The organism is Marinobacter sp. NFXS9, from assembly GCF_040148665.1.
Lineage (GTDB): Bacteria > Pseudomonadota > Gammaproteobacteria > Pseudomonadales > Oleiphilaceae > Marinobacter_A > Marinobacter_A mangrovi.
The window spans coordinates 307367-333243 of the sequence record NZ_JAGDDW010000002.1 but is presented as its reverse complement, the minus strand read 5'-3'; the positions used below and the strand labels follow the sequence as shown (position 1 = coordinate 333243).

Annotated in this window: 26 protein-coding genes; 4 read left to right on the top strand and 22 right to left on the bottom strand. The window is 61.3% G+C overall.

What is annotated here, in order from left to right; genetic code table 11:
* Nucleotides 1-55 precede the first annotated feature (55 nt).
* The 3 genes from J3364_RS05145 to J3364_RS05135 all read right to left on the bottom strand — a co-directional run bounded on the left by J3364_RS05145 (nt 56) and on the right by J3364_RS05135 (nt 5429).
* Nucleotides 56-2794: a penicillin acylase family protein gene (locus J3364_RS05145; protein WP_349557287.1), complete on the bottom strand. Its 2739-nt coding sequence runs from the start codon at nt 2792-2794 to the stop codon at nt 56-58.
* Nucleotides 2795-3122: 328 nt separating this feature from the next.
* On the bottom strand, nt 3123-4337 hold the full coding sequence (locus tag J3364_RS05140; protein WP_203140648.1) for an argininosuccinate synthase: 1215 nt from the start codon (nt 4335-4337) through the stop codon (nt 3123-3125).
* A gap of 189 nt (nt 4338-4526) precedes the next feature.
* Nucleotides 4527-5429 (bottom strand): OmpA family protein, encoded by a 903-nt coding sequence (locus tag J3364_RS05135; RefSeq protein WP_349557285.1) that lies wholly within the window; start codon nt 5427-5429, stop codon nt 4527-4529.
* A gap of 167 nt (nt 5430-5596) precedes the next feature.
* On the opposite strand from J3364_RS05135, the gene pyrC reads away from it, so the two are divergent.
* Together pyrC and rnt are read left to right on the top strand one after the other, a co-directional pair.
* The gene (gene pyrC, locus J3364_RS05130; protein ID WP_349557283.1) at nt 5597-6631 is read left to right on the top strand and encodes a dihydroorotase; all 1035 of its coding nucleotides are present in this window, start codon (nt 5597-5599) and stop codon (nt 6629-6631) included.
* A gap of 80 nt (nt 6632-6711) precedes the next feature.
* Nucleotides 6712-7347: a ribonuclease T gene (gene rnt, locus J3364_RS05125; RefSeq protein WP_349557282.1), complete on the top strand. Its 636-nt coding sequence runs from the start codon at nt 6712-6714 to the stop codon at nt 7345-7347.
* 75 nt (nt 7348-7422) lie between these two features.
* Here the strand turns inward: rnt and ccmI are convergent, their stop codons facing one another.
* The 9 genes from ccmI to ccmA are packed head-to-tail and all read right to left on the bottom strand — an operon-like array spanning nt 7423 to nt 14555.
* The gene (gene ccmI, locus J3364_RS05120) at nt 7423-8685 is read right to left on the bottom strand and encodes a c-type cytochrome biogenesis protein CcmI (protein ID WP_349557280.1); all 1263 of its coding nucleotides are present in this window, start codon (nt 8683-8685) and stop codon (nt 7423-7425) included.
* A gap of 17 nt (nt 8686-8702) precedes the next feature.
* Nucleotides 8703-9194, bottom strand: a complete 492-nt coding sequence (locus tag J3364_RS05115) for a cytochrome c-type biogenesis protein (protein ID WP_502882474.1) — start codon at nt 9192-9194, stop codon at nt 8703-8705.
* The gene (locus J3364_RS05110; RefSeq protein WP_349557278.1) at nt 9194-9736 is read right to left on the bottom strand and encodes a DsbE family thiol:disulfide interchange protein; all 543 of its coding nucleotides are present in this window, start codon (nt 9734-9736) and stop codon (nt 9194-9196) included. The genes J3364_RS05115 and J3364_RS05110 overlap by 1 nt, the downstream gene beginning before the upstream one ends.
* Complete coding sequence (locus tag J3364_RS05105) at nt 9733-11733, bottom strand: heme lyase CcmF/NrfE family subunit (protein WP_349557276.1); 2001 nt, start codon at nt 11731-11733, stop codon at nt 9733-9735. Before J3364_RS05105 ends, J3364_RS05110 begins: the two co-directional genes overlap by 4 nt.
* A gap of 12 nt (nt 11734-11745) precedes the next feature.
* Nucleotides 11746-12216, bottom strand: a complete 471-nt coding sequence (gene ccmE / locus J3364_RS05100) for a cytochrome c maturation protein CcmE (RefSeq protein WP_349557274.1) — start codon at nt 12214-12216, stop codon at nt 11746-11748.
* Nucleotides 12216-12431, bottom strand: a complete 216-nt coding sequence (ccmD, locus tag J3364_RS05095; protein ID WP_349557273.1) for a heme exporter protein CcmD — start codon at nt 12429-12431, stop codon at nt 12216-12218. Before ccmD ends, ccmE begins: the two co-directional genes overlap by 1 nt.
* Before the next feature lie 7 nt (nt 12432-12438).
* The gene (locus J3364_RS05090) at nt 12439-13170 is read right to left on the bottom strand and encodes a heme ABC transporter permease (RefSeq protein WP_349557271.1); all 732 of its coding nucleotides are present in this window, start codon (nt 13168-13170) and stop codon (nt 12439-12441) included.
* Nucleotides 13171-13185: 15 nt separating this feature from the next.
* A complete protein-coding gene (gene ccmB / locus J3364_RS05085) occupies nt 13186-13905 on the bottom strand; it encodes a heme exporter protein CcmB (RefSeq protein WP_502882479.1) in 720 nt (239 codons plus the stop codon).
* Between the two features lie 5 nt (nt 13906-13910).
* The gene (gene ccmA, locus J3364_RS05080; RefSeq protein ID WP_349557268.1) at nt 13911-14555 is read right to left on the bottom strand and encodes a cytochrome c biogenesis heme-transporting ATPase CcmA; all 645 of its coding nucleotides are present in this window, start codon (nt 14553-14555) and stop codon (nt 13911-13913) included.
* A 251-nt stretch (nt 14556-14806) separates the two neighbouring features.
* Between ccmA and fliK the strand changes: the two genes are divergently transcribed.
* Together fliK and J3364_RS05070 are read left to right on the top strand one after the other, a co-directional pair.
* Entirely contained in the window at nt 14807-16144 is a 1338-nt protein-coding gene (gene fliK / locus J3364_RS05075) for a flagellar hook-length control protein FliK (RefSeq protein ID WP_349557266.1), read from the top strand.
* Nucleotides 16141-16479: an EscU/YscU/HrcU family type III secretion system export apparatus switch protein gene (locus tag J3364_RS05070; protein ID WP_349557264.1), complete on the top strand. Its 339-nt coding sequence runs from the start codon at nt 16141-16143 to the stop codon at nt 16477-16479. Before fliK ends, J3364_RS05070 begins: the two co-directional genes overlap by 4 nt.
* Here the strand turns inward: J3364_RS05070 and J3364_RS05065 are convergent.
* From J3364_RS05065 to cheY, 10 genes are all read right to left on the bottom strand, one after another.
* Nucleotides 16467-16856 (bottom strand): DUF2802 domain-containing protein, encoded by a 390-nt coding sequence (locus J3364_RS05065; RefSeq protein WP_349557262.1) that lies wholly within the window; start codon nt 16854-16856, stop codon nt 16467-16469. The two genes, J3364_RS05070 and J3364_RS05065, sit on opposite strands and share 13 nt — an antisense overlap.
* A 60-nt stretch (nt 16857-16916) precedes the next feature.
* The gene (locus J3364_RS05060) at nt 16917-17405 is read right to left on the bottom strand and encodes a chemotaxis protein CheW (protein ID WP_349557261.1); all 489 of its coding nucleotides are present in this window, start codon (nt 17403-17405) and stop codon (nt 16917-16919) included.
* A gap of 150 nt (nt 17406-17555) precedes the next feature.
* Nucleotides 17556-18446, bottom strand: a complete 891-nt coding sequence (locus J3364_RS05055) for a chemotaxis protein CheW (RefSeq protein ID WP_349557259.1) — start codon at nt 18444-18446, stop codon at nt 17556-17558.
* Between the two features lie 31 nt (nt 18447-18477).
* Nucleotides 18478-19260, bottom strand: coding sequence for a ParA family protein (locus J3364_RS05050; protein ID WP_349557257.1), 783 nt, complete (start codon nt 19258-19260; stop codon nt 18478-18480).
* Nucleotides 19261-19515: 255 nt separating this feature from the next.
* Nucleotides 19516-20298 (bottom strand): flagellar motor protein MotD, encoded by a 783-nt coding sequence (gene motD / locus J3364_RS05045; RefSeq protein ID WP_349557255.1) that lies wholly within the window; start codon nt 20296-20298, stop codon nt 19516-19518.
* Between the two features lie 11 nt (nt 20299-20309).
* Entirely contained in the window at nt 20310-21050 is a 741-nt protein-coding gene (locus tag J3364_RS05040; protein ID WP_349557253.1) for a flagellar motor protein, read from the bottom strand.
* Nucleotides 21050-22174: a protein-glutamate methylesterase/protein-glutamine glutaminase gene (locus J3364_RS05035; protein WP_349557251.1), complete on the bottom strand. Its 1125-nt coding sequence runs from the start codon at nt 22172-22174 to the stop codon at nt 21050-21052. The genes J3364_RS05040 and J3364_RS05035 overlap by 1 nt, the downstream gene beginning before the upstream one ends.
* Nucleotides 22175-22190: 16 nt before the next feature.
* Nucleotides 22191-24383 (bottom strand): chemotaxis protein CheA, encoded by a 2193-nt coding sequence (locus tag J3364_RS05030; protein ID WP_349557250.1) that lies wholly within the window; start codon nt 24381-24383, stop codon nt 22191-22193.
* Between the two features lie 13 nt (nt 24384-24396).
* Nucleotides 24397-25182, bottom strand: a complete 786-nt coding sequence (locus J3364_RS05025; protein ID WP_349557248.1) for a protein phosphatase CheZ — start codon at nt 25180-25182, stop codon at nt 24397-24399.
* 17 nt (nt 25183-25199) lie between these two features.
* Nucleotides 25200-25586, bottom strand: coding sequence for a chemotaxis response regulator CheY (gene cheY, locus J3364_RS05020; protein ID WP_123633236.1), 387 nt, complete (start codon nt 25584-25586; stop codon nt 25200-25202).
* Nucleotides 25587-25877 lie beyond the last annotated feature (291 nt).

Below are 25877 nucleotides of genomic sequence, written 5' to 3'. Positions count from 1 at the left end.
GGCATAAAAAGCCGGCCACCCTGAGGTAGCCGGCATGCATCATCCGTTTTTCACATTACTCGGATATCGTGGTTTCACCTTGCGGCAGCAGATTCGCCTCAATATCCGATTCCTTGAACAGCAGCTTGCGATAGTCCTTGTTGGAGAACCGCTCGCTCTGGTCGGTGAAATACGGCGACATGGCGTCGCTGGACTCCGAGTAGCTCACCAGACCATAGGCCTCCGGACCGTTGTCAGTGAACTCGAGACCAAAGTGCCAGCTGGTGCCTCGGGCAATTTTCCAGCCCTTACCCTCAACAGAATCCGAGGAAAGGCCCGCCGCAAATCGGTTTCCGCTGGCATCCTCATATTGCGATGTGTTCGTGCGAGGAATAATCGTGTCTTCTGCAAAATCAGAGTTCACGACACCCACCGCGTTGAATGCACCATCGACGTTGCCATCCCCCCCGTGCCAGGGAATTTTCGGGCTCTGGGTTACGACACCCGAGGCATCGCCACCCGGCGGCACGCCGCCTGTCGGCTGGTAGTACTGCACATCGCCCAGCTTGGCGTCGTAGGCAATGCCCGCATCATCCAGCAGCGTCAGCGCCGCCGCCAGCGATTCCAGCATATGATCGTCTGCGGTGCCTTTATTGGCCGGGTCTGGATCCGCCGGCGTGTAGACTGGATCATCCGGATCAAACTCAGTCTGCAGGTCATCCGGGAAGCTGCGCATGTAGATGTCAACAAACGTCCGGAAGGTATGCGCGCCGGTGCTGTCGATCGCATAGGTGCCGTTCCAGTTGTGCAAGGCCGTGCAACCATCTGCAACGGATCGGGCGCTGCCGGATACAGCCGGATCAGCCGGAAGTAGACCCATACCACTGGGGATGTTCACGTCGGTAGTACCGATGGTATCGCAACGATCCAGCAGCTCGCCCAGGAACTGCTCAGCGTACCAGCCGCGATCGTTCCAGATCACGCCAATCAGGTCCTTGGCGCTGAATTTGCCATCCTGACCCGCGGGGGCCGGCGTATTGGCATCCAGGCCATGGCCCATCGGGTTCTGCAGCATTTTGAGCCCCAACCGTGTCCGCGCGTTGATCGGCGCGTTCTCTTCGCCAAACATCGGCGAGTAGTCGGTCAGGAATTCATCCGGGTTGGTCGACCAATAGCTGCTGTTGGAGTTCTGTACAAAATCAGTCCGCAGCAGCTTTGGCTTGTCTTCATAGGGGACCAGACCATTGCACTCACCCTCTACCCAGTCATCGCGCGAGGTGCTGCCATCCAGCAGGGTCAGTCCATTTTCGAACAGCGTGTTGTAGGACGCACTGTATCGGCGCTTGAAATCAATGGTGGACAGTGCAGTCGGCGACAGGTTGGGGACCGAGCTACTATCGATGTAGAAGGCGTTGCCCTGATCGTCCGCGTAGGTAGAGTTGGTCCACAAGGTAGAGCCGCAATTGCGGAACACATCCTGGAACTCGGTCAGGTTGGATGCCCGGCTCATCTGCAGCCAGGTATCCAGCAGACCGCTGGTATTGGCATTCGCATCGCGGTAGGTGTAAGCGACCGTTGTACCCTGGCTGTTGGGATCCCCCCAGACTGGCAGGCCGCCACTGGTGATCGCATTACCCGACACCATGGGCCCGTATTCAGAGTAGTAGAAAGTCCGCTCCAATACTGTCGGTGTCGAGGTACCGTTTGCGACCTCAATCTGGAAGGTCTTGGTGGTAATGGGCTTCTCTTCACCGTCCTTGATGTAGGTGAGATTGTCACCCGTCTTGAGCGCCAACTCATACAGTGTAAAGCGACGGCTGGTGGTTACAGTGTGAGACCAGGCGAGATGCTCGTTGAAGTTGATCAACGGAATAGCCGTCCCCAACAGGCCCGCCCCGTTAACGTTCAGGTAACCCGGAACCGTCATCTGCATCTGATAGAGGCGACGATGGCCGGTGTAAGGAAAGTGCGGGTTCGCGAGCAGCGCACCGCGTCCCTGCTCCGTCATGCCCTTGCCAATGCCCCAGGCATTACTGGCCAAGCCCATATCGGTGTAGTTCGTGCGGCTGGAAGCAAACCGCTTGGCCTGAGAGGCCACGCCTGCCGGGTCGAAGGCGGGAGTCTCGTCGAGCTTGGCGACGACCGGGGTGGGCGAGGGAGATTCTCCCGGCGGAACGGCGATAAAGACCGCACCCGTGGCGAATAGCGCACCGCTGGCATACTGCCCCACAATCCGGTAGTGGGCCAAAAGATCCGTGGGTTCGATTTCTTTCACCCAAGGCTGATTACGGCATTCTGCTGGCAGGTCGGACGCCGGCGTATCGGCAACGTACTTGTTGTAGCCCGCCGTAAAGCCATCAATCATCGCACGGCTTTCTGACGACAGGTTGTCGTAGTCACGCTGGGCGCCACCCAGAATATCCTGGGCCTTGTAAGAGAAGTCGTTGATGACATTCATGTTATCGCCGGAACCGGGCTTGGCGTCGGGGCCAAAATACTTGGACCGCTCACTGCGCGCCTTGACGATCGCCTCGGCCAGCAGACAGACGTTATCCTCGGCCTGCGCGTAGCCTGCACCGAAAGCGGCGGAGGACAGGTCGTTGGCCTTGATGTGTGGCACGCCGTTGGTTGTCCGGCGGATGGTGGCCTCCAGCTTGCCGTTGGAGGGGGTCAGCGGATCAGCCGATGCCTCGTCATTGGAACCACCGTCACCACCGAAACAGCCGCTCAGCAGAATGCTGCCGGCCATGGCTATTCCAATAGCGCGTAGCGGGTATCGACCGGGCCTATCCAGCCCCAATCTGATGTGTCTCATTGTTGGCTTCCATTTATTGGCTTTGTTGGTGAGAAGGAGTCGGAAAACGACTCAAATTTCAGATTAGCAGACTGGCGGAATAGATCACCCCAAAACGTGAGTATTGATTCACTTTTTGGCGTTTCATTACGTAACCACATGACTTTATGATCTTTTAGTCATGCGACAGAGTTTTCAGGCAACGAGCCTAAGGCAAGCGAGTGGTGGCTGAAGGAGGCAGTAAAAATGCGTCAGGAGAGCGGCGACACGACCAGGAAAAAAGATAGGATGCCGGACAGGATGAAAGGAAAACAAAGGAGGCCGACGGACGCCGGCCTCCGGGAATCGATCAGCTCAGCTTGCGACCTTTGCTGGCCGCAATCCGCAGACGCAGAGCGTTCAGCTTGATGAAGCCTTCGGCGTCCTTCTGGTCGTAGGCGCCCTGGTCTTCCTCGAAAGTAGCGATCTTCTCGTCGAACAGAGAGTCTTCAGACTTCCGGCCAACCACGTCCACGTTGCCCTTGTAGAGTTTCAGGCGAACGGTGCCGTTGACGTAGGTCTGGGTCTGGTCGATCAGCGCTTGCAGCGCCTCACGCTCCGGTGACCACCAGTAGCCGTTGTAGATCACTTCGGCGTAGCGCGGCATGATGCTGTCTTTCAGGTGAGCCACTTCACGGTCCAGGGTGATGGACTCGATGGCACGATGGCCGCGCAGCATGATGGTGCCGCCCGGGGTTTCGTAGCAGCCGCGGGACTTCATGCCCACGTAGCGGTTCTCGACGATGTCGATACGACCGATGCCGTTATCGCCGCCGATCTTGTTCAACTTGGCCAGGACCTCGTGCGGCTTCAGGCGTTCGCCGTCGATGGCCACGATGTCGCCCTTCTCGTAGGTCAGCTCGATATAGGTCGGCTGGTCCGGCGCCTGCTCCGGTGCCACGCTCCAGCGCCACATTTCCTCTTCCGCCTCGGCCCAGGGATCCTCCAGCACCATGCCTTCATAGGAGATGTGCAGCAGGTTGGCGTCCATGGAGTAAGGGGATTTGCCCTTCTTCTTCTCCACCGGGATGTTGCGCTCTTCGCAGTAGGCCAGCAGCTTCTCGCGCGAGTTCAGGTCCCATTCACGCCAGGGGGCGATCACGTGAACACCTGGCTTGAGGGCGTAGGCACCCAGCTCGAAACGGACCTGGTCGTTGCCCTTGCCGGTCGCGCCGTGAGAGATCGCATCCGCGCCGGTTTCGTTGGCGATGTCGATCAGCCGCTTGGAAATCAGCGGACGGGCGATGGAGGTACCCAGCAGGTACTCGCCTTCGTAGATGGTGTTGGCTCGGAACATGGGGAACACGAAGTCACGTACGAATTCTTCGCGCAGGTCTTCGATGTAGATTTCCTTGACGCCCAGGGCTTCGGCCTTGGCGCGGGCCGGCTCCACTTCCTCGCCCTGCCCCAGGTCAGCCGTAAACGTGACGACCTCACACTGATAGGTGTCCTGCAGCCAGCGCACGATGACCGATGTATCGAGGCCACCGGAATAGGCCAGTACGACCTTCTTGATGTTTGACATGTCCATGCTCCGAGTCGATCAGAAAGGAGACACCGCGCCGGCGCCTCCGAATGGCTAAACGGCGCCCCATCTTCAACCCTAACGGAGGCGTGGAGAAGGAACGACCGGATTCAGAGAAGTGCGATATTGTACGGCAGGCGGGCGCCGCATCCAATCGGGAAGAGTGAAAAGCCGCGGTTCGCGGCTCTGTTAACCGTTGCGGGGATCGCTGTCGGCTTCCGCACGCTGAAGACTGCGGCGCTCGCCTTCCCGCTCCAGCCGCACCGTAGTGCGACGGTTTTCGGCCGGATTGCCGGAGGCCGGATAGCGCTCACCATGGTATCGCGTGATGATCTTGTCTTCGGGGATTCCGTTTGCCTTGAGGTATTCGGCCACCGTATTGGCGCGATCCTCGGACAACTGCCGATTGTGGATCCGGCTGCCGCTGCGATCCGTGTGACCATCCACATAGATCTGGGCGATGGTGCTGTCGGCCTGGATGAAGCGGACAATCAGATCCAGGCGATCCAGATCCGCATTGCTGAGCTGGGCACTGTCGAGCTTGAAGTGGATGCGGGAGCGTTTGATCTGGTCGTAGTTCACCGGCAGCAGGCCGGCAACGCAAGTCTGGTATTCCTGGTACGTATTGGCAAAATGGATGTTGGACAGTTGCACCCGGACCGGACCGGACGAATAGCGCGCCGGGCTGGTCACCGTCGGCGCCATTCCCTTCATCAGGCCATCCACCATGGCCATCGCCTGGGGCGTCCCGACTTTAACCGGGCGCGGATCAGAAGAGACACGGATCTGTCCCAACGGCCGAGGTGCGACACCTGGCCGCCAGCTCGGTGCCTCCACGTTGAGCGATGCCTGCCCCACCTTCATCAGTCGGAGGTTGGACTCAAGATAGAAGGTCAATGCCTCCCCCGCCCGATGCTGGAATACCGCCCGCCCGTATCCCGGGACGTCGTGGGTCATCGTGCAGTTGAACACCGAAGTGGTCAGGTACCACTGGCTATTCTCGATGCCGGCACCATAGCTCGCAGCCTGGCTCACCGGTAAGGGAACAGCAAACAGCGGGAGCATCAGCAACGGACGCAGGACGTTTTTCATCGGACGGACCATTTGGAATACGGTAAACGGTTGATAGTGTTGTTATCGGCCGTTCCGTGGAAATCTTTAGGAAATCGGTTGGCCGTTACCGCGCGCCCAATCCCGAACCCGGGTCTGGTATACTCCGCCGGAAACCGTGACACCCGCATCAGGAAACCGCTGCCCCCATGACCACCACACTGACCCTGACCCGCCCCGACGACTGGCACCTCCACGTTCGCGATGGTGCCATTCTGGCCGATGTCGTACCGGCAACCGCGCGCTGCTTTCACCGGGCGATCATCATGCCCAACCTGGTACCGCCGGTGGTCAATGCGGATGAGGCCATGGCTTATCGCCGGCGGATCCTGGACGCCCTGCCCGGTGACACCGGATTCGATCCCCTGATGACCCTGTATCTCACCGAGCAGACGACGCCTGAGGATATCCGCACCGCCCACGCCGCCGGCGTTTTGGCGGCCAAGCTCTATCCCGCCGGCGCGACCACGAATTCCGCCTCCGGCGTGACCGATATCCGCAACATCGACGATGCGCTGGCCGCCATGAGCGAGTGCGGCATGCTCCTGCTGGTTCACGGTGAGGTCACGGACGGTGATATCGACATTTTCGATCGGGAGAAGGTCTTCCTGGAGCGGGTGCTGGTGCCGACCCGGGAACGGTTCCCGGATTTGCGCGTCGTACTGGAGCACATCACGACGGCGGATTCCGCGCGCTACGTGATGGAAAGCGAGCGCAATCTCGCCGCCACCATCACACCGCAGCATTTGCTTTATAACCGCAACCACATGCTGGTTGGCGGCATTCGCCCGCACCTGTATTGCCTGCCGATCCTCAAGCGCCAGCAACATCAACAGGCCCTGCAGGACGCGGTGGTCAGCGGGGATGCCCGGTTCTTCCTGGGGACCGATTCGGCCCCCCATGACACCAGCCGCAAAGAGAGCGCCTGCGGTTGCGCCGGCTGCTTCTCGGCGTCCGCCGCCATTGAACTCTATGCGGAAGCCTTCGAGGATCTGGGCGTACTGGACAAGCTGGAGGCCTTCGCCAGCTTCAATGGCCCGGATTACTACGGCCTGTCGCGCAACACCGACACCATCACCCTGGTGAAGGAGCCGTGGACCCAGGCCGATTCCCTGCCCCTGGGCGAGGGCCGCATTACGCCGTTGCGCGCGGGAGAAACGATCCGCTGGCGCCTGCAGGCGTAAATAACCGTGAGCCAAGCGACATCATTCAACAGCAACAGTAAGGGTATTCAGTGATCGAGGAAGAAAAACCGACCTCTCCCATGGCCGCACGTTTCCGGGGCTTCCTGCCCGTCGTCGTGGATGTGGAAACCGGCGGCTTCAACGCCCGGACGGATGCCCTGCTGGAAATTGCTGCCGTACTGATTGAGATGGACGATGAGGGCTGGCTCAAAAGGGGCGAGACCCTGGCCTATCACGTTCACCCCTTCGACAACGCCAATCTGGAACAATCGGCCCTGGACTTCACCGGGATCGATCCGTGGGATCCGGAGCGGGATGCGGTCCACGAGCGGGATGCCCTGAGCGATCTCTTTACGCCGATCCGCAAGGCCATCCGCCACAACGAGTGCAAGCGGGCGGTGCTGGTGGGCCATAACGCGACCTTCGACCACAATTTCCTGTTTGCAGCCTCCGACCGCTGCGGCATCAAACGTAATCCGTTCCACCCGTTCTCAACCTTCGATACGGCCACACTCGCCGGCCTGGCCTATGGGCATACGGTGTTGGCGCGCGCCTGCAAGATTGCCGGCATCCCGTTCAGCAATCGTGAAGCGCATTCCGCCGCCTATGACGCGGAGAAAACGGCCGACCTGTTCTGCGGCATCGTCAATCGCTGGAAGGAACTGGGCGGCTTCCCGCCACCGTTGGTGGACATTGATGAAGACGAGACGGCATAACGCCGCCGTGTACAGGGCCCGCCGCGATGTCCCGGCGGGGCCCACCACCCTCAGAACAACTTGAAGACAGTCAGCTCAAGGCACCTGCCGATCAATCGTGACGGCGACCGGCTGGCCGTCATACTCCGCCAACCTGACCGGTTCGATGGCGGAACCCTGCCAATCCCCGCTCTGCGGAATCGCGTTGCCGGACGGCGACAAGCGCGCTGAGACAATCACCTGATCGGCGCCGGAGAGCGTGTTGCCCGGCGCCATGGCCATGCTGTCGTCCAGGGTCACGGTAACCGGCAGCTGGCCGGCCTGCAGTCGGGCAACCGCCAGCGGCATCGGCGATCCACCGGCCGCCTTGGCGAAGACGAACAGGGTCGTATCCGGCTTGATCTTGTCCCGCAGGTTATCCGCCAGGGTAACCTTCACGGTCACAGCTGCGCCACCAGACGCCATCAGTTGATCAGGTACCGGTTCGCCCAGGCGCCGGTAGGCCTCTGCCACGCCCTGCTTGATGGACGGCAACTGGGGATGATCCGGCGCCACCTTGATAATGCGCTCCCAATAGCGGATCGCCTCCCGGTAATCCTGCTGTTCAAAGGCATGGATGCCCAGCAGCCCCAGCGCATTGACTTCATCCGGGTTGCGCGAGCGCGCCTTGTCGATGGTGGAGGTTACCACCGGGGTCATGGCCCCCTTGCTGGCGAAGAAGCGGGCCTGTGCGGCCAAGCCCCAGGCGGTCGCCGCTTCACGGGGCACTTCTTCCACCTGCCCGGCCAATTGCTCGAACGCCCAGGCCGCCTCATCGTAATTCTCCAGGGTCATGTAAGTACGACCCAGCATCGCCCAGCCGTCCAGGTTGTCCGGGCTTTTCATGAGGCGATCCCGTAACTGTTCCGCCAGCGCGGCCATTTTCTGGTTGCGGCCCTGATCCGCTTGCTGCAGGGCCAGCATGGTGCGGTATTGCTCCAGCTGATCCACGCCACCCCAATCGCGATACAGCCACAGGGATACCGCCGGCACCGCAATGACGCTGACCAGCACCACGACCAGGGCGGCTCGACGGCTTCGCCCCGGCCCTCGGCCGGGAGACTCGGGCGATCGATCCACATCGTCCAGTAACGTCCCCGCCAGCTCTTCCTTCATCTGGTCGTGGGTGGGGGTATCGATCACGCCCGCCTCATGGTCCGCATCCAGCTCCGCCAGCCGGGACCGGTACGCCAGCAGGTTCTGGTGCCGGATATCATCGACGTCCGCCTTCTGCGACCGACCGAAAAACAACGGGTAGAGGACAAAGACCAGCGCCAGTCCAATCAGTGCGGCAAGCGTCAGCCAGAAAGCGGTTGTCATAGACTCGTGACCATGAATCAGGAATGTTGGGAGGGTGTATCGTGGGGAGGCTCATCGGCGTCCAGGAGTCGCTCAAGCCGCGCCCGATCCGCCTCGCTGAGTACCGGTGCGTTAGTGCGTGCCGAGCGCCTGGAGCGAATCACCAGGAGGGTGACGGCGACAATCCCCACCACCACGACGATCAGGGGCGTGAACCAAAGCAGCAACGTTCGCTTCTCCAGTTCGGGCCGGTAGCGCACGAACTCGCCGAAGCGGGATGTCATGGCGGCCATGATGGCGTCGTTACTTACGCCTTGCTGGACCAGACGATGCACTTCCGCCCGCATATCCGCGGCAATCGGCGCGTGGGAATCGGCAATGCTCTGGTTCTGGCACTTGGGGCAGCGCAATTCCTGCGTCAGGGTCTCGAAGCGATTCCGGTCCGCATCGTTGTCAAAGGGATAGGTGTCGCCGGCCGCGTGGGCCACGCCGCTGAGAAGGATCAGAAAAAGCAGGCCAATCACGCGCATCAGCCTTCCCTCTTGTAACGGGCAACCAACGGTGCCAGCTCTTCTTTCCAGACCTTTTCGTCCACCACGCCAACGTGGCGGTAGCGCACGGTGCCGTCCGCATCGATGATGTAGGTTTCCGGTGCCCCGTAGACGCCCAGATCGAAGCCGAACGTGCCCTGGGGATCAAACAGGACCTTGCTGTAGGGATTGCCCAGCTTGTCCAGCCATTTCAGCGCTTCCTGGCGATTATCCTTGTAATTCAGGCCAATAATGGGGACGCCCTGCTCCCGCGCCAGCTTGACCAGTTGCGGGTGTTCGACACGACAGGACGGACACCAGGTCGCCCAGACATTGAGCAGCCTGACCTGGCCCTTGAACACATCCGGCAGGTAGGTGGTTTGCGGGTCCTGCAGCGAGGCCAGCTGGAATCCGGGCACGGGCTTGCCGATCAGCGCCGACTCCAGGGTTTCCTTGTCCCGGCCGATGCCGGCAGACAACACCACGCCGACCCCAACGGCGACCACCAACGGCAGGAACAGCAACACTCGTTTGAGACTCAAGACGCGCTCCCTGTAACGGTACTTGCTGAAGCGGGTTGTTGTGTCGACGCTTCCGGCGACTCGCGGGTGACCCGCATGCGGTAACGCCGGTCGGCGATGGCCAGCGCCCCACCCAACGCCATGAAAATCGCGCCCAGCCAGACCCAACGGACCAGCGGTTTGTACTGGATCCGAACGGCCCAGGCCGTGTCGCCGACGGGCTCGCCCAGCGCGACAAACAGGTCCCGGAACAAACCGGCATCGATCCCCGCCTCGGTCATCACGTTGCGCTGGACGGTGTAGACCCGCTTTTCGGGATAGAGCGTGGTAACCGGTTCTCCCTCGTGGGTGATCACAAACCGACCTTGTTCAGCGGAATAATTGGGGCCCTGACGATGCTTGAGGCTGTCGAAATGGAACGTCAGACCGCTCATCTCCACCGTTTCACCCGGCGCCATGCGCACGTCCCGCTCAACGCCATAGTTGGTGACGACGGTGGCGCCGGCCATGACGATCGCCACCCCCAGATGCCCCAACACCATCCCGTAATAGCTGCGGGTCAAACGACGCAGGCCCGCCCGGCGCCCCTGGCGGGAAGCGGACCGGGCCCAGATGTCGCGGAAAGTGGCGACGACGACCCACGCCGCCGCAAAACAGCCGGCAAACGCCCAGGGCTCCAGATGACCCAGCCAAAGCGGCACGATCACCGCCAACACCAGACTGATCGACGCCGGCCACAGCAATTGCCGACCCAGCCAGCCACCATCCGTACGCTTCCACCGCGAGAAAATACCAACGCCCAGCAGCAGCGCCACGGCTATGGCCACCGGGCTGAACGTCATGTCGAAGAACGGTTTACCGACGGACAGGCTGCCCGCGCCCAGATAGTCCAGCACCAACGGATACAGTGTACCGACCAGCACCAGCAGCATCGCCGCCATCAACAGCACGTTGTTGAGCAGCAGGAAAATTTCCCGGGACAGCGAGCCGTAACGGACCCGCGTGTGCACCACCGGCGCCCGGAAAGCATACAGCGCCAGCGAACCGATGATGGTCACCGCCAGGACGCCGATCAGGAACTTGCCCCGCGCCGGATCGGCCGCAAAAGCATGTACCGAGGTCAGCACGCCGGAGCGCACCAGGAACGTGCCCAGCAGGCTGAGCGAGAAGGTCACGATCGCCAGCAATACTGTCCAGCTCTTGAACACGCCGCGCTTTTCGGTGACGGCCAGCGAGTGCATCAGCGCCGTGCCCGCCAGCCAGGGCAGCACGGACGCGTTCTCCACCGGGTCCCAGAACCACCAGCCGCCCCAGCCCAGCTCGTAATAGGCCCACCAGCTGCCCAGTGCGATCCCCAGTGACAGAAAGCACCAGGCCACCGTGGTCCAGGGCCGTGACCAGCGCGCCCAGGCGCCGTCCATGCGGCCGTTGATCAGCGCCGCAATGGAGAAGGCAAAGGCCACCGAAAAACCCACATAGCCCATGTAAAGCATCGGCGGGTGGATCACCAGGCCGAAGTCCTGCAACAACGGATTCAGGTCGGCGCCGTCTGCCGGTACATTCGGCAGCAGACGCGTGAACGGATTGGAGGTGATCAGGATAAAAAGCAGGAAGGCGACGCTGATCATGCCCATGATCGACAGCACCAGCGACACCAGCTCGGTTGGCAGGCGGCGGCTGAAAATCGCAACAGCGACGGTCCAGGCTGTCAGGATCAGGATCCACAGCAGCAGTGAACCCTCGTGGCTGCCCCAAACGGCACTGAATTTGTAGTACCAAGGCAGCAGGCTGTTGCTGTTGTTGGCCACATAGGCCACCGAGAAATCGTCCGTGATGAACGCCCAGGCCAGGCAGCCAAAGGCAATCGCCACAAACACGAACTGACCGCTGGCCAGCGGACGGGCGAACGCCTGCAGGTCCGACCGTTGGGTAATGGAGCCGGCCAGGGGCACCAGCGCCAGCAAAATCGCCAGCATCAGGGCCAGGATCAGGGCAAAATGGCCAAACTCGGGAATCATCGCGCTCTCCGCCTATTCCGTGACAACCGTTTTCACCGCATCTGCGGCGGCATCGTCACCGGTCTTTTTCTTCAGGGATTTGGCCACCTCCGGCGGCATGTAGTTTTCATCATGCTTCGCCAGCACCTCATCCGCGACAAACACACCGTCATCCCGCAGACGGCCGGTGGCTACCACACCTTGCCCTTCCGCGAACAGATCGGGCAGGATGCCGTCGTATTCCATCGGCACGGTGGACTTGAAGTCGGTCACCTTGAACCGGACCTTCAGGCTGTTGGGCTCGCGCACGACACTGTTGTCCTCAACCATGCCGCCGGCCCGGATGACAATATTGTGGGGCGCATCCCCGACCGCGATTGCCGTGGGATCGTAGAACAGGTTGATGTTCTGCCGAAAGGCATAGACCGTCAGCCCAACGGCAATGCCCAGCCCCGCCAGCAAGAAAATCACGATGGTCAGACGTCGTTTACGGACGGGATGCATCAGGACGAGCCCTCTTCGGTTCTCGGTGTGGCCGTTGCGGTTTGGCGACGCGCCATCTTCAACTGCCAGCGCTGACGATCGATCACGCGGCGACGCTGGAGGATCGAGCCAATGACCAGGGTCGCCATCACCAGGAAAAACACGCCGTAGCAGGTCCAGACATACGGCCCGTGCCCGTTCATCGTCCAGAAATCGTGCAGTGAATCAAACGCCATAACAGCCTCACTCTACCAGTTCCCGGACCCAGCGCGCGCGCCGTTCCCGATGCAGGATTTCGGTCTGCATCCGCAGACAGGCCAGCCAGCCGAACAGCAGGTACAGCCCGACGATCGATAAGACCAGCGGTATCCACATCTCCGGCGGCATGCTGGGTTTCTCGGTCAGCTTCAGGGTGGCAGGCTGATGCAGCGTGTTCCACCACTCCACGGAATACTTGATGATCGGGATATTGACCACACCCACCAGGACCAGCACGGCCACTGCCCGCGCAGCGGACTTCTCGTCGGCGATAGCGTTACCCAGGGCGATCACACCGAAGTACAGGAACAGCAGGATCAACATCGACGTCAGACGCGCGTCCCAGATCCACCAGGTACCCCAGGTGGGCTTACCCCAGACCGAACCGGTGAACAACGCCAGGAACGTCACCACGGCGCCCACGGGCGCCACCGCCTTGACGAACACGTCCGCCAGTTTCAGGCGCCAGACCAGCGTCACTAACCCGGCAGCCGCCATCATCACGTAGCAGGCCTGGGCCAGGAAGGCGGTGGGCACATGGATGTAGATGATCCGATAGCTGTTGCCCTGCAGGTAGTCTGGCGGTGCGAAGGCCAGCCCCCAGACAATGCCGGTCAGCAACAGCAGCAAACCCGGCACCAGGAACCAGGGCATCAGCCGGCCGGCGATGCCATAGAACCATTTGGGGGAGCCGAGTTTGTGAATGAACTGCCACATCAGACCTGTCTCCGGTTAACTGTTTGAAACGCTGATACGCAGGGCGGCGGCCGTGGCGAAAGGCGCGCAGGTCAGCGCCAGGACCAGCAAGGCGCCCAACAGCGCAAGGTGACTGGCGATCGGCAGGCCCTGGCCGGCAGCCATCACGGTACCGGTGCCGAAAATCAGCACGGGAATATAGAGGGGGATCACCAGCAGAGAAAGCAGGATGCCCGCCGAGCGCAGCCCCAGCGTCAGCGCCGCACCGATTGCGCCAATAAAACTGAGCACCGGCGTTCCAAGCAGCAGCGTTAGACAGAGGCAGGCGATCGAGTTCCCGTCCAGTTGCAGCATGAGGCCCAGCAGCGGCGTCATCAGGATCAGCGGCACCCCGGTCACCAGCCAGTGGGCAAACACCTTGGTCAGCACGATCAGATAGAGCGGCTGGGGCTGGAGCAACAGCTGTTCCAGCACCCCTTCCTCGAAATCATGGCGAAACAGATGATCCAGCGACAGCAGGGTCGACAACAAGGCCGCCACCCAGAGAATGCCGGCGCCAGCTTCGCTCAGGAAAGCCTTCTCGGGACTCACCCCAAGCGGGAACAGCGACACCACCATCACAAAGAAAACCAGTGGGTTGAACAGGTCCTGTCGCTGGCGCAGGCTGCTCAGCAGATCCCGCCGCAGCACCGCCCAGCAGGCCGGCCAGACCGGCACACTTTCCTGCTTGGGGGTCAGGCGCGGCAATTTCTGCATAGCACTCATACCGCCAATGCCTCCCCGGCATGGATCTGCAGGTCGAGGGACTGGGCACCCTGGTTGGATAGCCGATGATGGGTGGTGAGTATGATGGCCCCGCCAGCCGCCATGCGCTTTTCCAGCAGGCGCTCCAGGGATTCCACGCCCGCGCGGTCGATGGCGGTAAAGGCTTCGTCCAGGATCCAGAGCGGTTCGTCGGACAGATAAAGACGAGCCAGTGCCACGCGCCGCTGCTGCCCTGCCGAGAGATGGTGGCAAGGGATGTGGGCAAATGGCAGAAGCGACACCGCCTCCAGTGCCTCTTCCTGCTGATCCCGGGTCATCCCCGGATTGCAGGCCAGCAGCGCACCCAGATTCTCCAGCGGTGTCAGCAGGGGTTTGATGCCGGGACGATGCCCAATGTACAGCAGGTTCCGGAGAAAATGTTCCCGCGCCCGCCGAATCGGTTCGCCGCACCAGAGGATCTCACCCTCATAACCGGCATGCAGCCCGGCCAGAATGCGCAAGAGCGTGGTCTTGCCGGCACCATTGGGCCCCTCAACCCGCAAGAGGCTACCGGCTTCGACCGCCAGATCCAAGCCGGTGAACAGGATCCGATCGTCCCGCTCACAACTGAGGCTGGTGGCTTGCAGAAGAGGAAATGACATCAGACACTCCGGTGGCCGCTCACGATGTGCTTGCAGGGCACCATCGGCTTAAATTCGGAAGGCCGCACTATAGCCGAAATCAGGTCGGGATGCCGTACTGTTGAATCGTGTTTCATTATTATCATGACACCCCGAAGAGCCTGAGATTACACAAAAAGGTCCGAAAGGGTTTAACCTGAACAGAATAGTGAGAACGTGCCAGGGGAACAATGCCTCGAAGGGCTGATTCCCCTACTACAAACGGGCCAACCATGAAAATTCCCGTACCGGGACAGACACCCCCTACACCGGACAAGAGCACCCAAACGGACAAGGCCTCCCCCACACGCCCCGGGCCCACGTCCGGCAGCGACGGCGAATCGGTTGCACGCCCGACAGTGAGCCCGCGTCAGCTGCTGGACCAGTTGCAGCTGCGCCAGAGTCAGCAGGTGCTGGCCCGGGTGTCGCAGGTTCTGGAGAAAACCGCGTCCAACCCGGAACAGCTCCTTTTGGAGGTGCGCGGCAAATCCCTGGTGGTGAACAGCGATACCCGCCTCCAACCCGGCGACTGGGTCAAAATCATGCGCGCCGGGAATGAGTTGCGACTGATGGGCCAGGTGGCCCCGGACACCACGCCGCAGGCCCGGATTGCCCAGCAACTGGCTCAACATCTGCCCTGGCAGCATCGATTGGATCAAGGGCTGGGCCAGCTGGCGCGGGCATTACAGGCCCTGTCCTCACCGCCAGCGGACAATCGCCAGACGGCCGTTGCCCCCCAGATTCGCCAGGCCCTGGAGCAACTGGTTTCCCAGTTGCCGCAGGCCGGCAAACTCCAGCGGGCCAATACCGACAACCCGGTGGATACCCTGAAGACCTGGGTCCGCGACAGTGGCCTGTTTGCAGAAAGCCGGCTGGCACAGGCGCCCGCGTCGCCACCGGCCGACCTGAAACTGGCCCTGAACCGCCTCGTCACGGCCCTGCTCAACAGCCAGAATGAAGAAGCCGAGGCGTTCAACCGCTATGTACCCTTGACCAGCAAGGACCTGGTGCAGTCGCCGTTACAGTTTCCCCAGGCCGGTTCGCCACTGGCACCGCCCCCGCCCCAGGATCAGCTCAACACCGGTCAGATGCTGCGCCTGCTGGCCGGCATGCTGAACCGCATTACGGTCAACCAGCTCCATAGCCAGACGCTGACGACGCGCACCACGGCGGATGCGCCGGTAGCGACGCCCACCTGGCTGCTGGAATTGCCCTGGCTGGACGCCCAGAATCAGCCGCGCACCGCGCAACTCCGCCTGGAGCATGATGGCGAGGACGCCGACAGCAACCGTCCCAAGCGGCGTGTGGCGGAGTGGCGGTTGACGCTGGCGATGGATCTGGATGAAGCGGGCGCCGTTACGTTCGAATTGGGCATTCAGCAGCAACAGGTGTCAGCCCGGATCTGGGCCGAGAAAACCGAGACGCTGCGTCGGGCCAACGAAGAGCTGCCCCAGCTGCGTCAGCGACTCGGGGATCTGGGACTGGATGTAGTGGAGCTGGAATGCCGTCGCGGCCAGCCGCAGGGGGCCAAAACGCAACTGGATCATCGACTGGTGGATGTCAGGGCATGAGCACGGAAAACGGCACAGATTATCGGCGGGAAACGGCGGTCGCCCTGAAGTACGACGGTGAGCGAGCGCCCACCGTCGCGGCCAGCGGTACCGACGAACTGGCCCGGGAGATCATTCGGATTGCCCGGGAACACGGCGTACCGCTCTATGAGAACGCTGAGTTGGCCGGAATCCTGGGACGACTGGACCTGGACGAGGAAATCCCCGAGACCCTGTACCGGGTCATTGCGGAGATTCTCTCCTTTGCTTTCCACCTGCAGGGCAAGACGCCGGCCGATGCGGGCCGGACCGGGACAGACTCACCCGAGGCAGACGGACCGGCTCAGGCGACCTGACGACGACGCAGCGCGGACACCAGCTCGGCTTCTGGCCGGGAGATGCCGCAGGTGTTCATCAGGTCGTCGATATCCGCACCCAGATCAACCAGGCGCGACGCCTCGTCATAGGAAATTCTCAGCGGATCGTTCTGACGCATCTCGTCCACCGCAGCCCGCAACTCGTGCAGGCTGCGCTCGCAGGCAATCACCCGTTGTCCCACGCCCATGCTGCCACTGCTGGTGGCGTGCAGCTCACGGCCCACGGTTTCCAGACGCTCCCGGAAACGATTTTCCAGTTGCTGGATGCGACGACGATTGAGGATTGCCTGAACGCTGAGCAGGATCAGGGACCCTGCCGTGAGGGCCCAGGGTGCGATGTCTAGCCAGTCAGCCATAGCCTTTTCTCCCGGCTGGCAGCATCACACCCCATAAGGGGCCCCTCCGGTCGGGAGGGGTTACAGTGCGGCGATTTCCGCCCACTCGTGATCTGCCAGCATCTTGTCGAACTCAACCAGGATGATGAGTTCGCCGTTCTTGTTGCACACCCCCTGGATGAACTTGGCGCTTTCCTCGTTCCCCACGTTGGGTGCGGTCTCGATTTCACTGGACTTCAGATAGACGACTTCAGCCACCGAATCGACCAGGATGCCCATCACCTGCTGGGAGGCCTCCATCACCACGATCCGGGTGGCGTCGGTCACCTCGGCATCCGCCAGACCAAACCGGCGGCGGGTGTCGATCACCGTAACGACGTTGCCGCGCAGGTTGATGATCCCCAGCACGTAGTCCGGCGCACCTGGAACCGGAGCGATTTCGGTATAACGCAGCACTTCCTGAATCTGCATCACGTCGATGCCGTAGGTCTCTTCGTCGAGCCTGAAGGTCACGTACTGCAGGACCTTGTCTTCTGCGCCCTGACTCTGTTGTCCGCTTGGGGAAGCCATAATGTCCTCTCTTCAATCAGATGGCGCCCCCGGCGAGGGGCACCGCACAAACTCTGTCAAAATTCCAACACGGTTGCCCCATACTATAGAACAGGGCACAAACCGTGCCATCCCGGGCTAACCGTCATTTTTCAATATTTGTAAAACGAATCAGTTCAGATCGAGTTTCTGTTCCCGCTCCGCACGGGACAGCAGTTGGGTCATCGCCCCCACATCCAGCAGCGCACACATGTGATCCACCACCGTACCCGCCAGCCAGGGCCGGCGGCTACGCTCCGAGCGCCAGCGCACGTCGTCCGGGCGCAGGGTAAAGGACTGGGCCACTTCGTCACAGGCCAGGCCCCACTCGCTGTCATCCAGCCGGATCACGAACTGGTAGCCGTCGCGCGCGCCTTCGGGAACCCGTCCCGACATCACCCATTCCGCGGTATCCACAACCCGCAGGTTGTGTCCGCCTGAAGGCATCATGCCCATAAACCAGCGCGGGCGCCCGGGAATCGGATGCAGGTCGGTATCCATGCGATGGATGGCTCCCAACAGCACCAGCGGAACCGCGAGCTGAAGGCCCGCAACCCGGAAGATCAGACACTCGAACGCCTGATCCGCCCACGCTGGACGGCCCTGCGGTGCCGGCTGGGTATCGGGCTGGGCCGCGTCGGCCGGCTCGGCGATAACCTCTGGCGTCGGCGGTGCGGCCCTTTCTGTCGCCACAGCCCGAGCTTCAACCTGCTGGAGTGCTTCCTCTTGACGCTGCTTCTCCGCCTCCGCCCGACGGGCCTTCACACGCTGGGCCTGCGCCCGCACGCGATCACGACGGGCCTCGCGTTCAGCCTGTTTGACACGGTCCTGCTCCGCAACATCCACCGACGGCGGGGCCTCTACCGGCGAAGCAGGCGCTTCGGTTTTGACCTCCGTCCCGGTTTCGGCTTCGGTCTCGGTTTCTGTCGCCGTGCTGGTCGCCACGAACAACAGATCGTCCAGATAGCTGGATAGAGCCGCCGTGGGATCGACGTAGTCTGTTTTTTGACTCTTTTCCTGCATCAACGACTCCGGCGTCAACAAACTGACGTCCTCATTCCTGGCCCTTGCCCTGTTCGATCAGATCATCCAGCAGACGCCGGTAAGCCCTGACACCATGGGTGTCGCCACTGAATGCGGACGGCACCTGCCCCGCTTCGCTGGCATCCCGGAACTTGGTGTCCACCGGAACGGCAAAACGCCACAGGTCCTCGGGATAGGCTTTGCGCAATGCGTTGAGACTGTGGACGGACGCCTGGGTGCGACGATCGAACAACGTCGGAATAATCGTGTACGGCAATGGCGTGTTGCGCGACCGGATGATCATCTTGAGCGTATTGATCATCCGCTCCAGGCCCTTCATCGCCAGAAACTCGGTCTGTACCGGTACCAAAAGGCGCTGTGACGCCGCCAGGGCGTTGACCATCAATACACCCAGCGACGGGGTGTTATCCAGCAGCACGTAATCGAAATCGTCCCAGAGCTGCGCCAGCGCCCGGGAGACAATCAGCCCCATGCCCTCGACACCCACCATCTTGCGCTCCAGGGTCGCCAGCGCCGAACTGGCCGGTATCAACGACAACCCCGGGCAGGACGTCTCCAGCAGCAGTTGCGCCGGCAGCCCCTCGGGCACCTTGCCATTGTGCTGGAAAAGATCGAAGGCGCTGTGAGCCAGACTGTCCGGATCATGCCCGAACCAGCTGGTCAGCGAACCGTGGGGATCGAGGTCGACAACCAGCACACGCTTACCCGACTCAGCCAGTAATCCACCCAGTGTGACCACCGTTGTGGTCTTGCCGACACCGCCTTTCTGATTGGCGACCGCCCAGATTCGCACGAAATCATTCTCCCGTTGAGCCTCATCGCAGTACCCTGCGGTGCCTGATTAGATCGCACTCGCCGCTGCCATGACATTTATTTTTGTATCGGCTCGGTGACGGAAAACTTGAGCCGTTACCGCAAGCCGACGACGACGCGATAGGCAAACCTTTGCCCGTCGCTGGTGACGACAAGGATAAATACAGAAACCATGCCAGTTTCAGGGGATTGGAAGCGAAAATTAAACGCAGATGAAACTGTGGCTGACGGCGACCTAGCGAACGGCACCGCGGACACTGGCGTCCCTGGAGATCAGCAGGACCACCCGCCGGTTGCGGCTGCGCCCTTCCCGGGTGTCGTTGCGGGCCACTGGCTGGTACTGGCCGTAACCAATCGCTGCCATGCGTCGCGGATCGATGTGATTGCTCGCCAGCAAGCGGACAACGGCTGCCGCCCGGGCGGCCGACAGCTCCCAGTTCGAGGGGTAGGCCGCGGTGTGGATAGGCTGGTTGTCGGTAAAGCCTTCGACGCGGACGGCATTGTCGTAGCCGGACAGGATACCGGCAATTTTCTCCACGACCGGGAAGGCATCGTAATGGGGTTCGGCATCGCCGGAGCCAAACAGCAGGCTATTCTGGAGGCTCAGTTCGATCCAGTTCTCATTGGTCTCAACGGAAATCAGCCCCTTGTTGATGAGCGTCTGGAAATGGTCTTCAAGCTGGTTGGCGATGGATTCCAGGGCCTTGCTGCGCCCTTCCTCGTCATTGGCTTCATTGGCCGGGGCAGTGGCCACCGGAGGCGCGATCACCTGGTCTTCTGCGGGCGGTTCCGGGCGGGAAATACGATCCCCCACGGTAATCGGCTCCACCGAATGCTGCGGCGCATTGAACACCCCGGTCAGGGTTTCCGAGAGCACCTTGTACTTGCCCTCGTTCACCGACGAGACGGAATACATCACCACGAAAAAGCCGAACAGCAGCGTGATGAAGTCCGCGTAGGATATCAGCCAGCGTTCCCGGTTGTGCTGGTCGTCTTCTCTGGCGCGCCGGCGTCGCATAGTCGTGCCTGCTACTGGATGAAGCCCTTGAGGCGAAGTTCGATGGAACGCGGGTTCTCCCCTTCCGCAATCGCGATGAGGCCGTCAATCATCATGTCTTCGTAGCGCGTGCGCTGGCGGGCAATGGCGCGCAGCTTGCTGGCGACCGGAAAGAACAGGAGGTTGGCCAGCGCCACCCCATAGATGGTGGCCACAAACGCAGTGGCAATACCCGCCCCCAGAGTGCTGGGGTCTTCCAGGTTGGTCATAACCTGGATCAGCCCCATGACAGCGCCGATGATGCCGATGGTCGGCGCATAACCGCCCATGGCCTCAAACACCTTGGCCGCTTCAATGTCGCTTTGCTCGCGGGCATCCAGCTCCACTTCCATGATGCTGCGGATGGACTCGGTCTCGGCGCCATCGACCAGAAGCAGCAGCCCCTTGCGCGCAAACCGCTCCGGTTCGCGCTCGGCCAGCCCCTCAAGGCCCAGTAATCCCTGCTTACGGGCGCGTACACTCCAGTTGATGACCTTGTCGATACCGTCTTCAAGGCCGATATAAGGCGGCACAAACACCCAGCGGACCTGTTTGAGCGCCCGTTTGATGACCGGCCACGAGGTTTGCAGGATCGTCGCGGCGACCGTACCGCCCACCACGATCAGGCCAGCGGGCGCATTGAACAGGGACCCCAGCGCACCGCCCTCCAGGACGTTGCCGCCGAGGATGGCGGCAAAGGCGAGGATGATGCCCAGTAAGCTGAGCACGTCCATCAGCAGACGCCCTCGACCATCCGCTCGCCAATGTCATCCAGGGTCAGTATTTCGTCGCTCAGGCCGGCCTTGGCGACCGCCATGGGCATGCCGTAGATCACGGAGGATTTCTCATCCTGGGACCAGATCACGCTACCGGACTGCTTCATCATCCGGCAGCCTTCCTTACCATCAGCGCCCATGCCGGTCAGGATGATACCCAGGGTCTTGCCGGGAAAGCTGCGTGCCAGCGAGCCGAACGTCACATCGACGCAGGGTTTGTAGGTCAGGCGCTCGTCGCTTTCCAGGATGCGCACCCGGCCATGCGGGCCCTTGTTCTCGATCATCATCTGCTTGCCGCCGGGCGCCAGCAGGGCCAGGCCCGGGCGCAGCATGTCGCCGTCTTCAGCCTGACGGACCTCAATCTGGCACAGTTTGTTGAGGCGATCCGCAAACGCCGGCGTGAAGCTGGCTGGCATGTGCTGGATCAGCACGATCGGTGCCGGAAAACGGGATGGCAAACGCGTAAGAACCCGTTGCAGGGCAATGGGACCGCCCGTGGACGTGCCGATGCCCACCACACTGTAACTGCGCGGCTGGGTCTTGCGCGATGACCGGGAGGCTTCTGCTTCCGGTTCGGCCCTGCGCTGCGCCGGTGTGGGCCTGGCAGGACCACGTGTCTGCGGGCGAGCCGGTTGCGCGGGCGGCGGCGTGGACGGCACGGCTGGAGCTGGTCGAGTGCCTGGGCGACTGCGCGCCACATCCAGGATTCGCTCGCGCAGGATCTTCTGGAGCTGGCTATTATCCCGGGCGATTTCCTCGAAATTCTTGGGCAGGAAGTCGACAGCCCCGGCTTCCAGAGCATCCAGCGTCACCCGGGCGCCTTCGTAGGTTAGCGAGGAAAACATCAACACCGGTACGGGCCGGCGCTTCATGATTTCCTTCACGGCGGTGATGCCATCCATGATGGGCATCTCATAATCCATCGTGATCACGTCCGGGCGCAGTTTGTCCGCCATCTCGATCGCTTCCCGACCGTTAGTGGCGGCACCGACCACGCGGATATTACCCGACGCGTTCAGGATTTCGGTGAGTCGCTTGCGGAAGAAACCGGAATCATCAACGACCAGAACGGAAACGGTCATTCAGGCATTTCTCCTGTCATCCGTAGTGCTGCAGCAGACTGGGCACGTCGATAATCAACGCGATCCGCCCATCGCCGGTAATGGTCGCACCGGCCATGCCCGGCGTTCCGTGGAGCATCCGGCCCAACGGCTTGATGACCACCTCTTCCTGACCGATCAACTGGTCCACCACAAAACCAACCCGCTTGGTGCCCATCGCGACAATAACCACGTGACCATTCTCGGGATCGGGCTCGCCTGCTGCGCCGTGGATCAGCCAGTCCTTGATGTTGTAGATCGGGAACACCTTGTCGCGAACCACAATACACTCGCGACCGTCAACGATGTTCTTCTTGGTCAGATCCAGGTGGAAGATCTCCACGACATTGACCAGCGGCAGCGCGAAGGACTGGTCGCCCAGCATGATCATCAGTGTCGGCATGATCGCCAGCGTCAGCGGCACCTTGATCAGGATGCGGGAGCCTTTACCCAGTTCCGACTCCACATGGATGGTGCCGTTCAATTGACTGATCTTGGTCTTGACCACATCCATGCCCACACCCCGCCCGGACACGTCGGAAATCTGGTCCTTGGTGGAAAAGCCAGGAGCAAAGATGAGGTTGTAGCATTCGTTGCTGGTCAGACGATCCGCGGCGTCCTGTTCAAACAATCCTTTCTCGACCGCCTTCTGACGCAGCTTGTCCGGATCCATGCCGCCACCGTCGTCTTCAATCGACAGCAGGATATGGTCCCCTTCCTGCTCGGCTGAAAGCGTCACCACACCCGTCCGGGGCTTACCGGCTTTTTCGCGCACATCCGGTGCTTCAATGCCATGGTCTACGGAGTTGCGCACCAGGTGAACCAGCGGATCGGACAGGGCTTCGACCAGGTTCTTGTCCAGGTCGGTGTCCTCGCCGTGCATGACCAGATTGATTTCTTTCTTGAGGCTGCGCGCCAGATCGCGTACCACACGCGGGAAACGGCCGAAGACTTTCTTGATCGGCTGCATGCGCGTCTGCATGACGGCAGACTGGAGATCGGTGGTCACCACATCGAGGTTGGCCACCGCTTTGTGCATCTGTTCGTCTTCGCTGTCGTTACCCAGGCGCTGCAGGCGGTTACGCACCAACACCAGCTCGCCCACCATGTTCATGATGTCGTCGAGGCGTTTGGTGTCCACGCGCACGGTGGTTTCGGCAGCCGGCTGGGAGTCCCGCTGCGGTACAGCCGGGCTGGCGGGCGATTTACTCTCGTCCTTGTTGGCGGGAGCGCCCGGTTTCTCAGCCTTCCTGGGCGTTGGTGCCGGTTCCGGCCTCTTCGCTGCCGGCTGGCTGGCGCCCGGGGCACCGGGGCCTTTGCCTGAGCCGTGCAGTTCGTCCAGCAGGTTCTCGAATTCGTCGTCGGTAATCAGCTCATTGGCACCGCTGGTCCTGGCGCTCGCATCCGATGCACCACCGCCCTTTGACGCCGGTTCGACCGAGCCTTTGAACTGCCCCTTGCCGTGCAGGTCATCGAGCAGACTCTCGAACTCATCGTCGGTGATGTCATCACCGCCACTGCCGCCGGATTGCCCTGCTGCAGCGGGCTTGTCGTCGTCTGCCGGTTTACCGCTGTGCTGCCCTTTGCCGTGCAACTCATCCAGCAGGTTCTCAAACTCGTCGTCGGTGATCTGATCGTCGCCGCTGCTGTCGCCGGATGACGATTTCTCATCCTCAAGGGCATCCAGCAACTGCTCGAATTCTTCGTCGGTGATATCGCCCTGGTCCGCATGGCCGCCGGCTTCAGCCGCCGGTTCAGGCTGGGGGGCTGCCTCCGGCTCAGGTGCGGCGGGGGCCTCACCTTCGGGCAGCGCCAGGGCATCCAGCGCCTCGATCAATGCCGGATCGGCCGGTGTCGGTTCCTCCCGGTTGCGTACCTGGTCAAACATGGCGTTGACGTTGTCCAGGGCTTCGAGGACCACGTCCATGAGATCGGAGTCGACCCGGCGCTTGTGGTTACGCAGGGTGTCGAAGACGTTTTCCGCCGAATGACAACAATTGACCAGCGCTTCAAGCTGCAGGAAGCCGGCACCCCCCTTGACGGTGTGGAACCCACGGAAGATCGCGTTTAGCAGATCCCCGTTATCCGGATTCTGCTCCAGATCCACCAGCTGTTCGGACAGCTTTTCGAGTATTTCACCAGCCTCTACCAGGAAGTCCTGGAGAATTTCTTCGTCAGCATCAAGCGCCATGCAGTGTCCTCACTCAAAAACCAAGGCTGGACAGGAGGTCATCGACATCATCCTGGCCGGATACGACATCCTCACGCTCTTTGGCGTTCATTTGAGGGCCTTCGCCTTTTTCGATTGTTGTCGTTGTTTCGCCGATATCATGGACAGTGCCGGTGATTTCATCGACATGGCTGGCCATGACCACCAGGCTGAGCAGGTGTTCTTCCACTTCCTTGACCAGCGCCGTGACCTTCTGGATGACCTGACCGGTCAGGTCCTGGAAGTCCTGCGCCAGCAGGATCTCGGACAGGTTGCCGTAAAGGGCTTCCGCATCGCTGGCCGTTTGTTCGAAGAAGTTGTCGATCCGGTTGTACAGCTCACGGAATTCGCCGGCGCCGATTTCCCGGCGGCGCAGCTTGTGCCAGTCGGCTCGCAGCGCAACGGCCTGCTCCCGCAGGCTGTTGGCCTTGGGCATCGCCTCTTCCACGATGTCCATGGTGCGGTTGGCTGCCTGACTGGTCATGTCCACCACGTACGCCAACCGGTCGGAAGCGTCCGTGATCTTGGACAGGGCTTCCTGCTGCTCCGGGTTCTGCGGATCGATACTGAAGTTGCGAATGGCCTCGTGAAGGCTGCGGGTCAACCGGCCAACCTCACGGTAAAGGCTCTGGTCCCGGACATCATTCAGTTCATTAATCAGGCGCATCGCCGCGGCGTAATCGCCGGCGTCCACCTGTTGCTTCAGTTCTTCCGCCTGGTGCTGCAGCTTCTCAACGACATCGGGATCGAGGGAGCCGGCCTTGTCTTTTTTTGTGCCCATGATTGGCGCTCTGATACTCAGGACTGGATGCGTTCGAAAATCTTCTCGATCTTTTCCTTCAGGACAGCCGCCGTAAACGGCTTCACGACGTAACCGTTAACGCCGGCCTGAGCCGCCGCCACGATCTGGTCACGTTTGGCTTCCGCCGTCACCATCAGGATCGGCAGATTCTTGAGGTTCTCGTCCGCGCGAACGGCCTGCAGCAGTTCAAATCCGGACATGCCCGGCATGTTCCAGTCGGTGACCAGAAAATCGTATTTGCCACTCTTGAGCATGGGCAGCGCGGTGTTGCCGTCATCCGCCTCGTCAGTATTGGTGAAACCGAGGTCGCGAAGCAGATTCTTGATGATCCGTCGCATCGTGGAGAAGTCATCCACGATCAGAATTTTCATGTTTTTGTCCAAAGGGACCTCCAATCATTACAGCCCGGAATACCAATCCAGCGTCCAGTTCAGTGTCCGGCAATCCACACGATGCCGGCGCCACTGAAAGCACCGCCTATTCTGTCGCGTCAACGCCCGCTGTAAAGCGTCCGTTACCAAAAACTACAGTTCCGGGATCAAAGCCTGGGCATCAACGCTGACCACAAGCTCCCGGAATTCGATGTCAACTATTTGCTTGTCGCGCCTGATGTCGCGCGTCCGCCCATTCTGCCCTGCTCAACCGGCGTTTTGCGAACCGGCTTTGAACGGCGT

Bases quoted from the DNA above. Each gene is read 5' to 3' on its own strand.
- J3364_RS05135 (WP_349557285.1), bottom strand. From the start codon at position 5,429: ATGAAAAACGTCCTGCGTCCGTTGCTGATGCTCCCGCTGTTTGCTGTT.
- motD (WP_349557255.1), bottom strand. From the start codon at position 20,298: ATGCGACGCCGGCGCGCCAGAGAAGACGACCAGCACAACCGGGAACGC.
- J3364_RS05115 (WP_502882474.1), bottom strand. From the start codon at position 9,194: ATGCGCGTGATTGGCCTGCTTTTTCTGATCCTTCTCAGCGGCGTGGCC.
- rnt (WP_349557282.1), top strand. From the start codon at position 6,712: ATGGCCGCACGTTTCCGGGGCTTCCTGCCCGTCGTCGTGGATGTGGAA.
- J3364_RS05025 (WP_349557248.1), bottom strand. From the start codon at position 25,182: ATGGGCACAAAAAAAGACAAGGCCGGCTCCCTCGATCCCGATGTCGTT.
- pyrC (WP_349557283.1), top strand. From the start codon at position 5,597: ATGACCACCACACTGACCCTGACCCGCCCCGACGACTGGCACCTCCAC.
- J3364_RS05070 (WP_349557264.1), top strand. From the start codon at position 16,141: ATGAGCACGGAAAACGGCACAGATTATCGGCGGGAAACGGCGGTCGCC.
- ccmE (WP_349557274.1), bottom strand. From the start codon at position 12,216: ATGCATCCCGTCCGTAAACGACGTCTGACCATCGTGATTTTCTTGCTG.
- J3364_RS05090 (WP_349557271.1), bottom strand. From the start codon at position 13,170: ATGTGGCAGTTCATTCACAAACTCGGCTCCCCCAAATGGTTCTATGGC.
- ccmA (WP_349557268.1), bottom strand. From the start codon at position 14,555: ATGTCATTTCCTCTTCTGCAAGCCACCAGCCTCAGTTGTGAGCGGGAC.
- J3364_RS05035 (WP_349557251.1), bottom strand. From the start codon at position 22,174: ATGACCGTTTCCGTTCTGGTCGTTGATGATTCCGGTTTCTTCCGCAAG.
- J3364_RS05145 (WP_349557287.1), bottom strand. From the start codon at position 2,794: ATGAGACACATCAGATTGGGGCTGGATAGGCCCGGTCGATACCCGCTA.
- J3364_RS05040 (WP_349557253.1), bottom strand. From the start codon at position 21,050: ATGGACGTGCTCAGCTTACTGGGCATCATCCTCGCCTTTGCCGCCATC.
- J3364_RS05105 (WP_349557276.1), bottom strand. From the start codon at position 11,733: ATGATTCCCGAGTTTGGCCATTTTGCCCTGATCCTGGCCCTGATGCTG.
- J3364_RS05065 (WP_349557262.1), bottom strand. From the start codon at position 16,856: ATGGCTGACTGGCTAGACATCGCACCCTGGGCCCTCACGGCAGGGTCC.
- J3364_RS05055 (WP_349557259.1), bottom strand. From the start codon at position 18,446: ATGCAGGAAAAGAGTCAAAAAACAGACTACGTCGATCCCACGGCGGCT.
- ccmB (WP_502882479.1), bottom strand. From the start codon at position 13,905: ATGCAGAAATTGCCGCGCCTGACCCCCAAGCAGGAAAGTGTGCCGGTC.
- fliK (WP_349557266.1), top strand. From the start codon at position 14,807: ATGAAAATTCCCGTACCGGGACAGACACCCCCTACACCGGACAAGAGC.
- J3364_RS05060 (WP_349557261.1), bottom strand. From the start codon at position 17,405: ATGGCTTCCCCAAGCGGACAACAGAGTCAGGGCGCAGAAGACAAGGTC.
- J3364_RS05030 (WP_349557250.1), bottom strand. From the start codon at position 24,383: ATGGCGCTTGATGCTGACGAAGAAATTCTCCAGGACTTCCTGGTAGAG.
- J3364_RS05140 (WP_203140648.1), bottom strand. From the start codon at position 4,337: ATGTCAAACATCAAGAAGGTCGTACTGGCCTATTCCGGTGGCCTCGAT.
- ccmD (WP_349557273.1), bottom strand. From the start codon at position 12,431: ATGGCGTTTGATTCACTGCACGATTTCTGGACGATGAACGGGCACGGG.
- ccmI (WP_349557280.1), bottom strand. From the start codon at position 8,685: ATGACAACCGCTTTCTGGCTGACGCTTGCCGCACTGATTGGACTGGCG.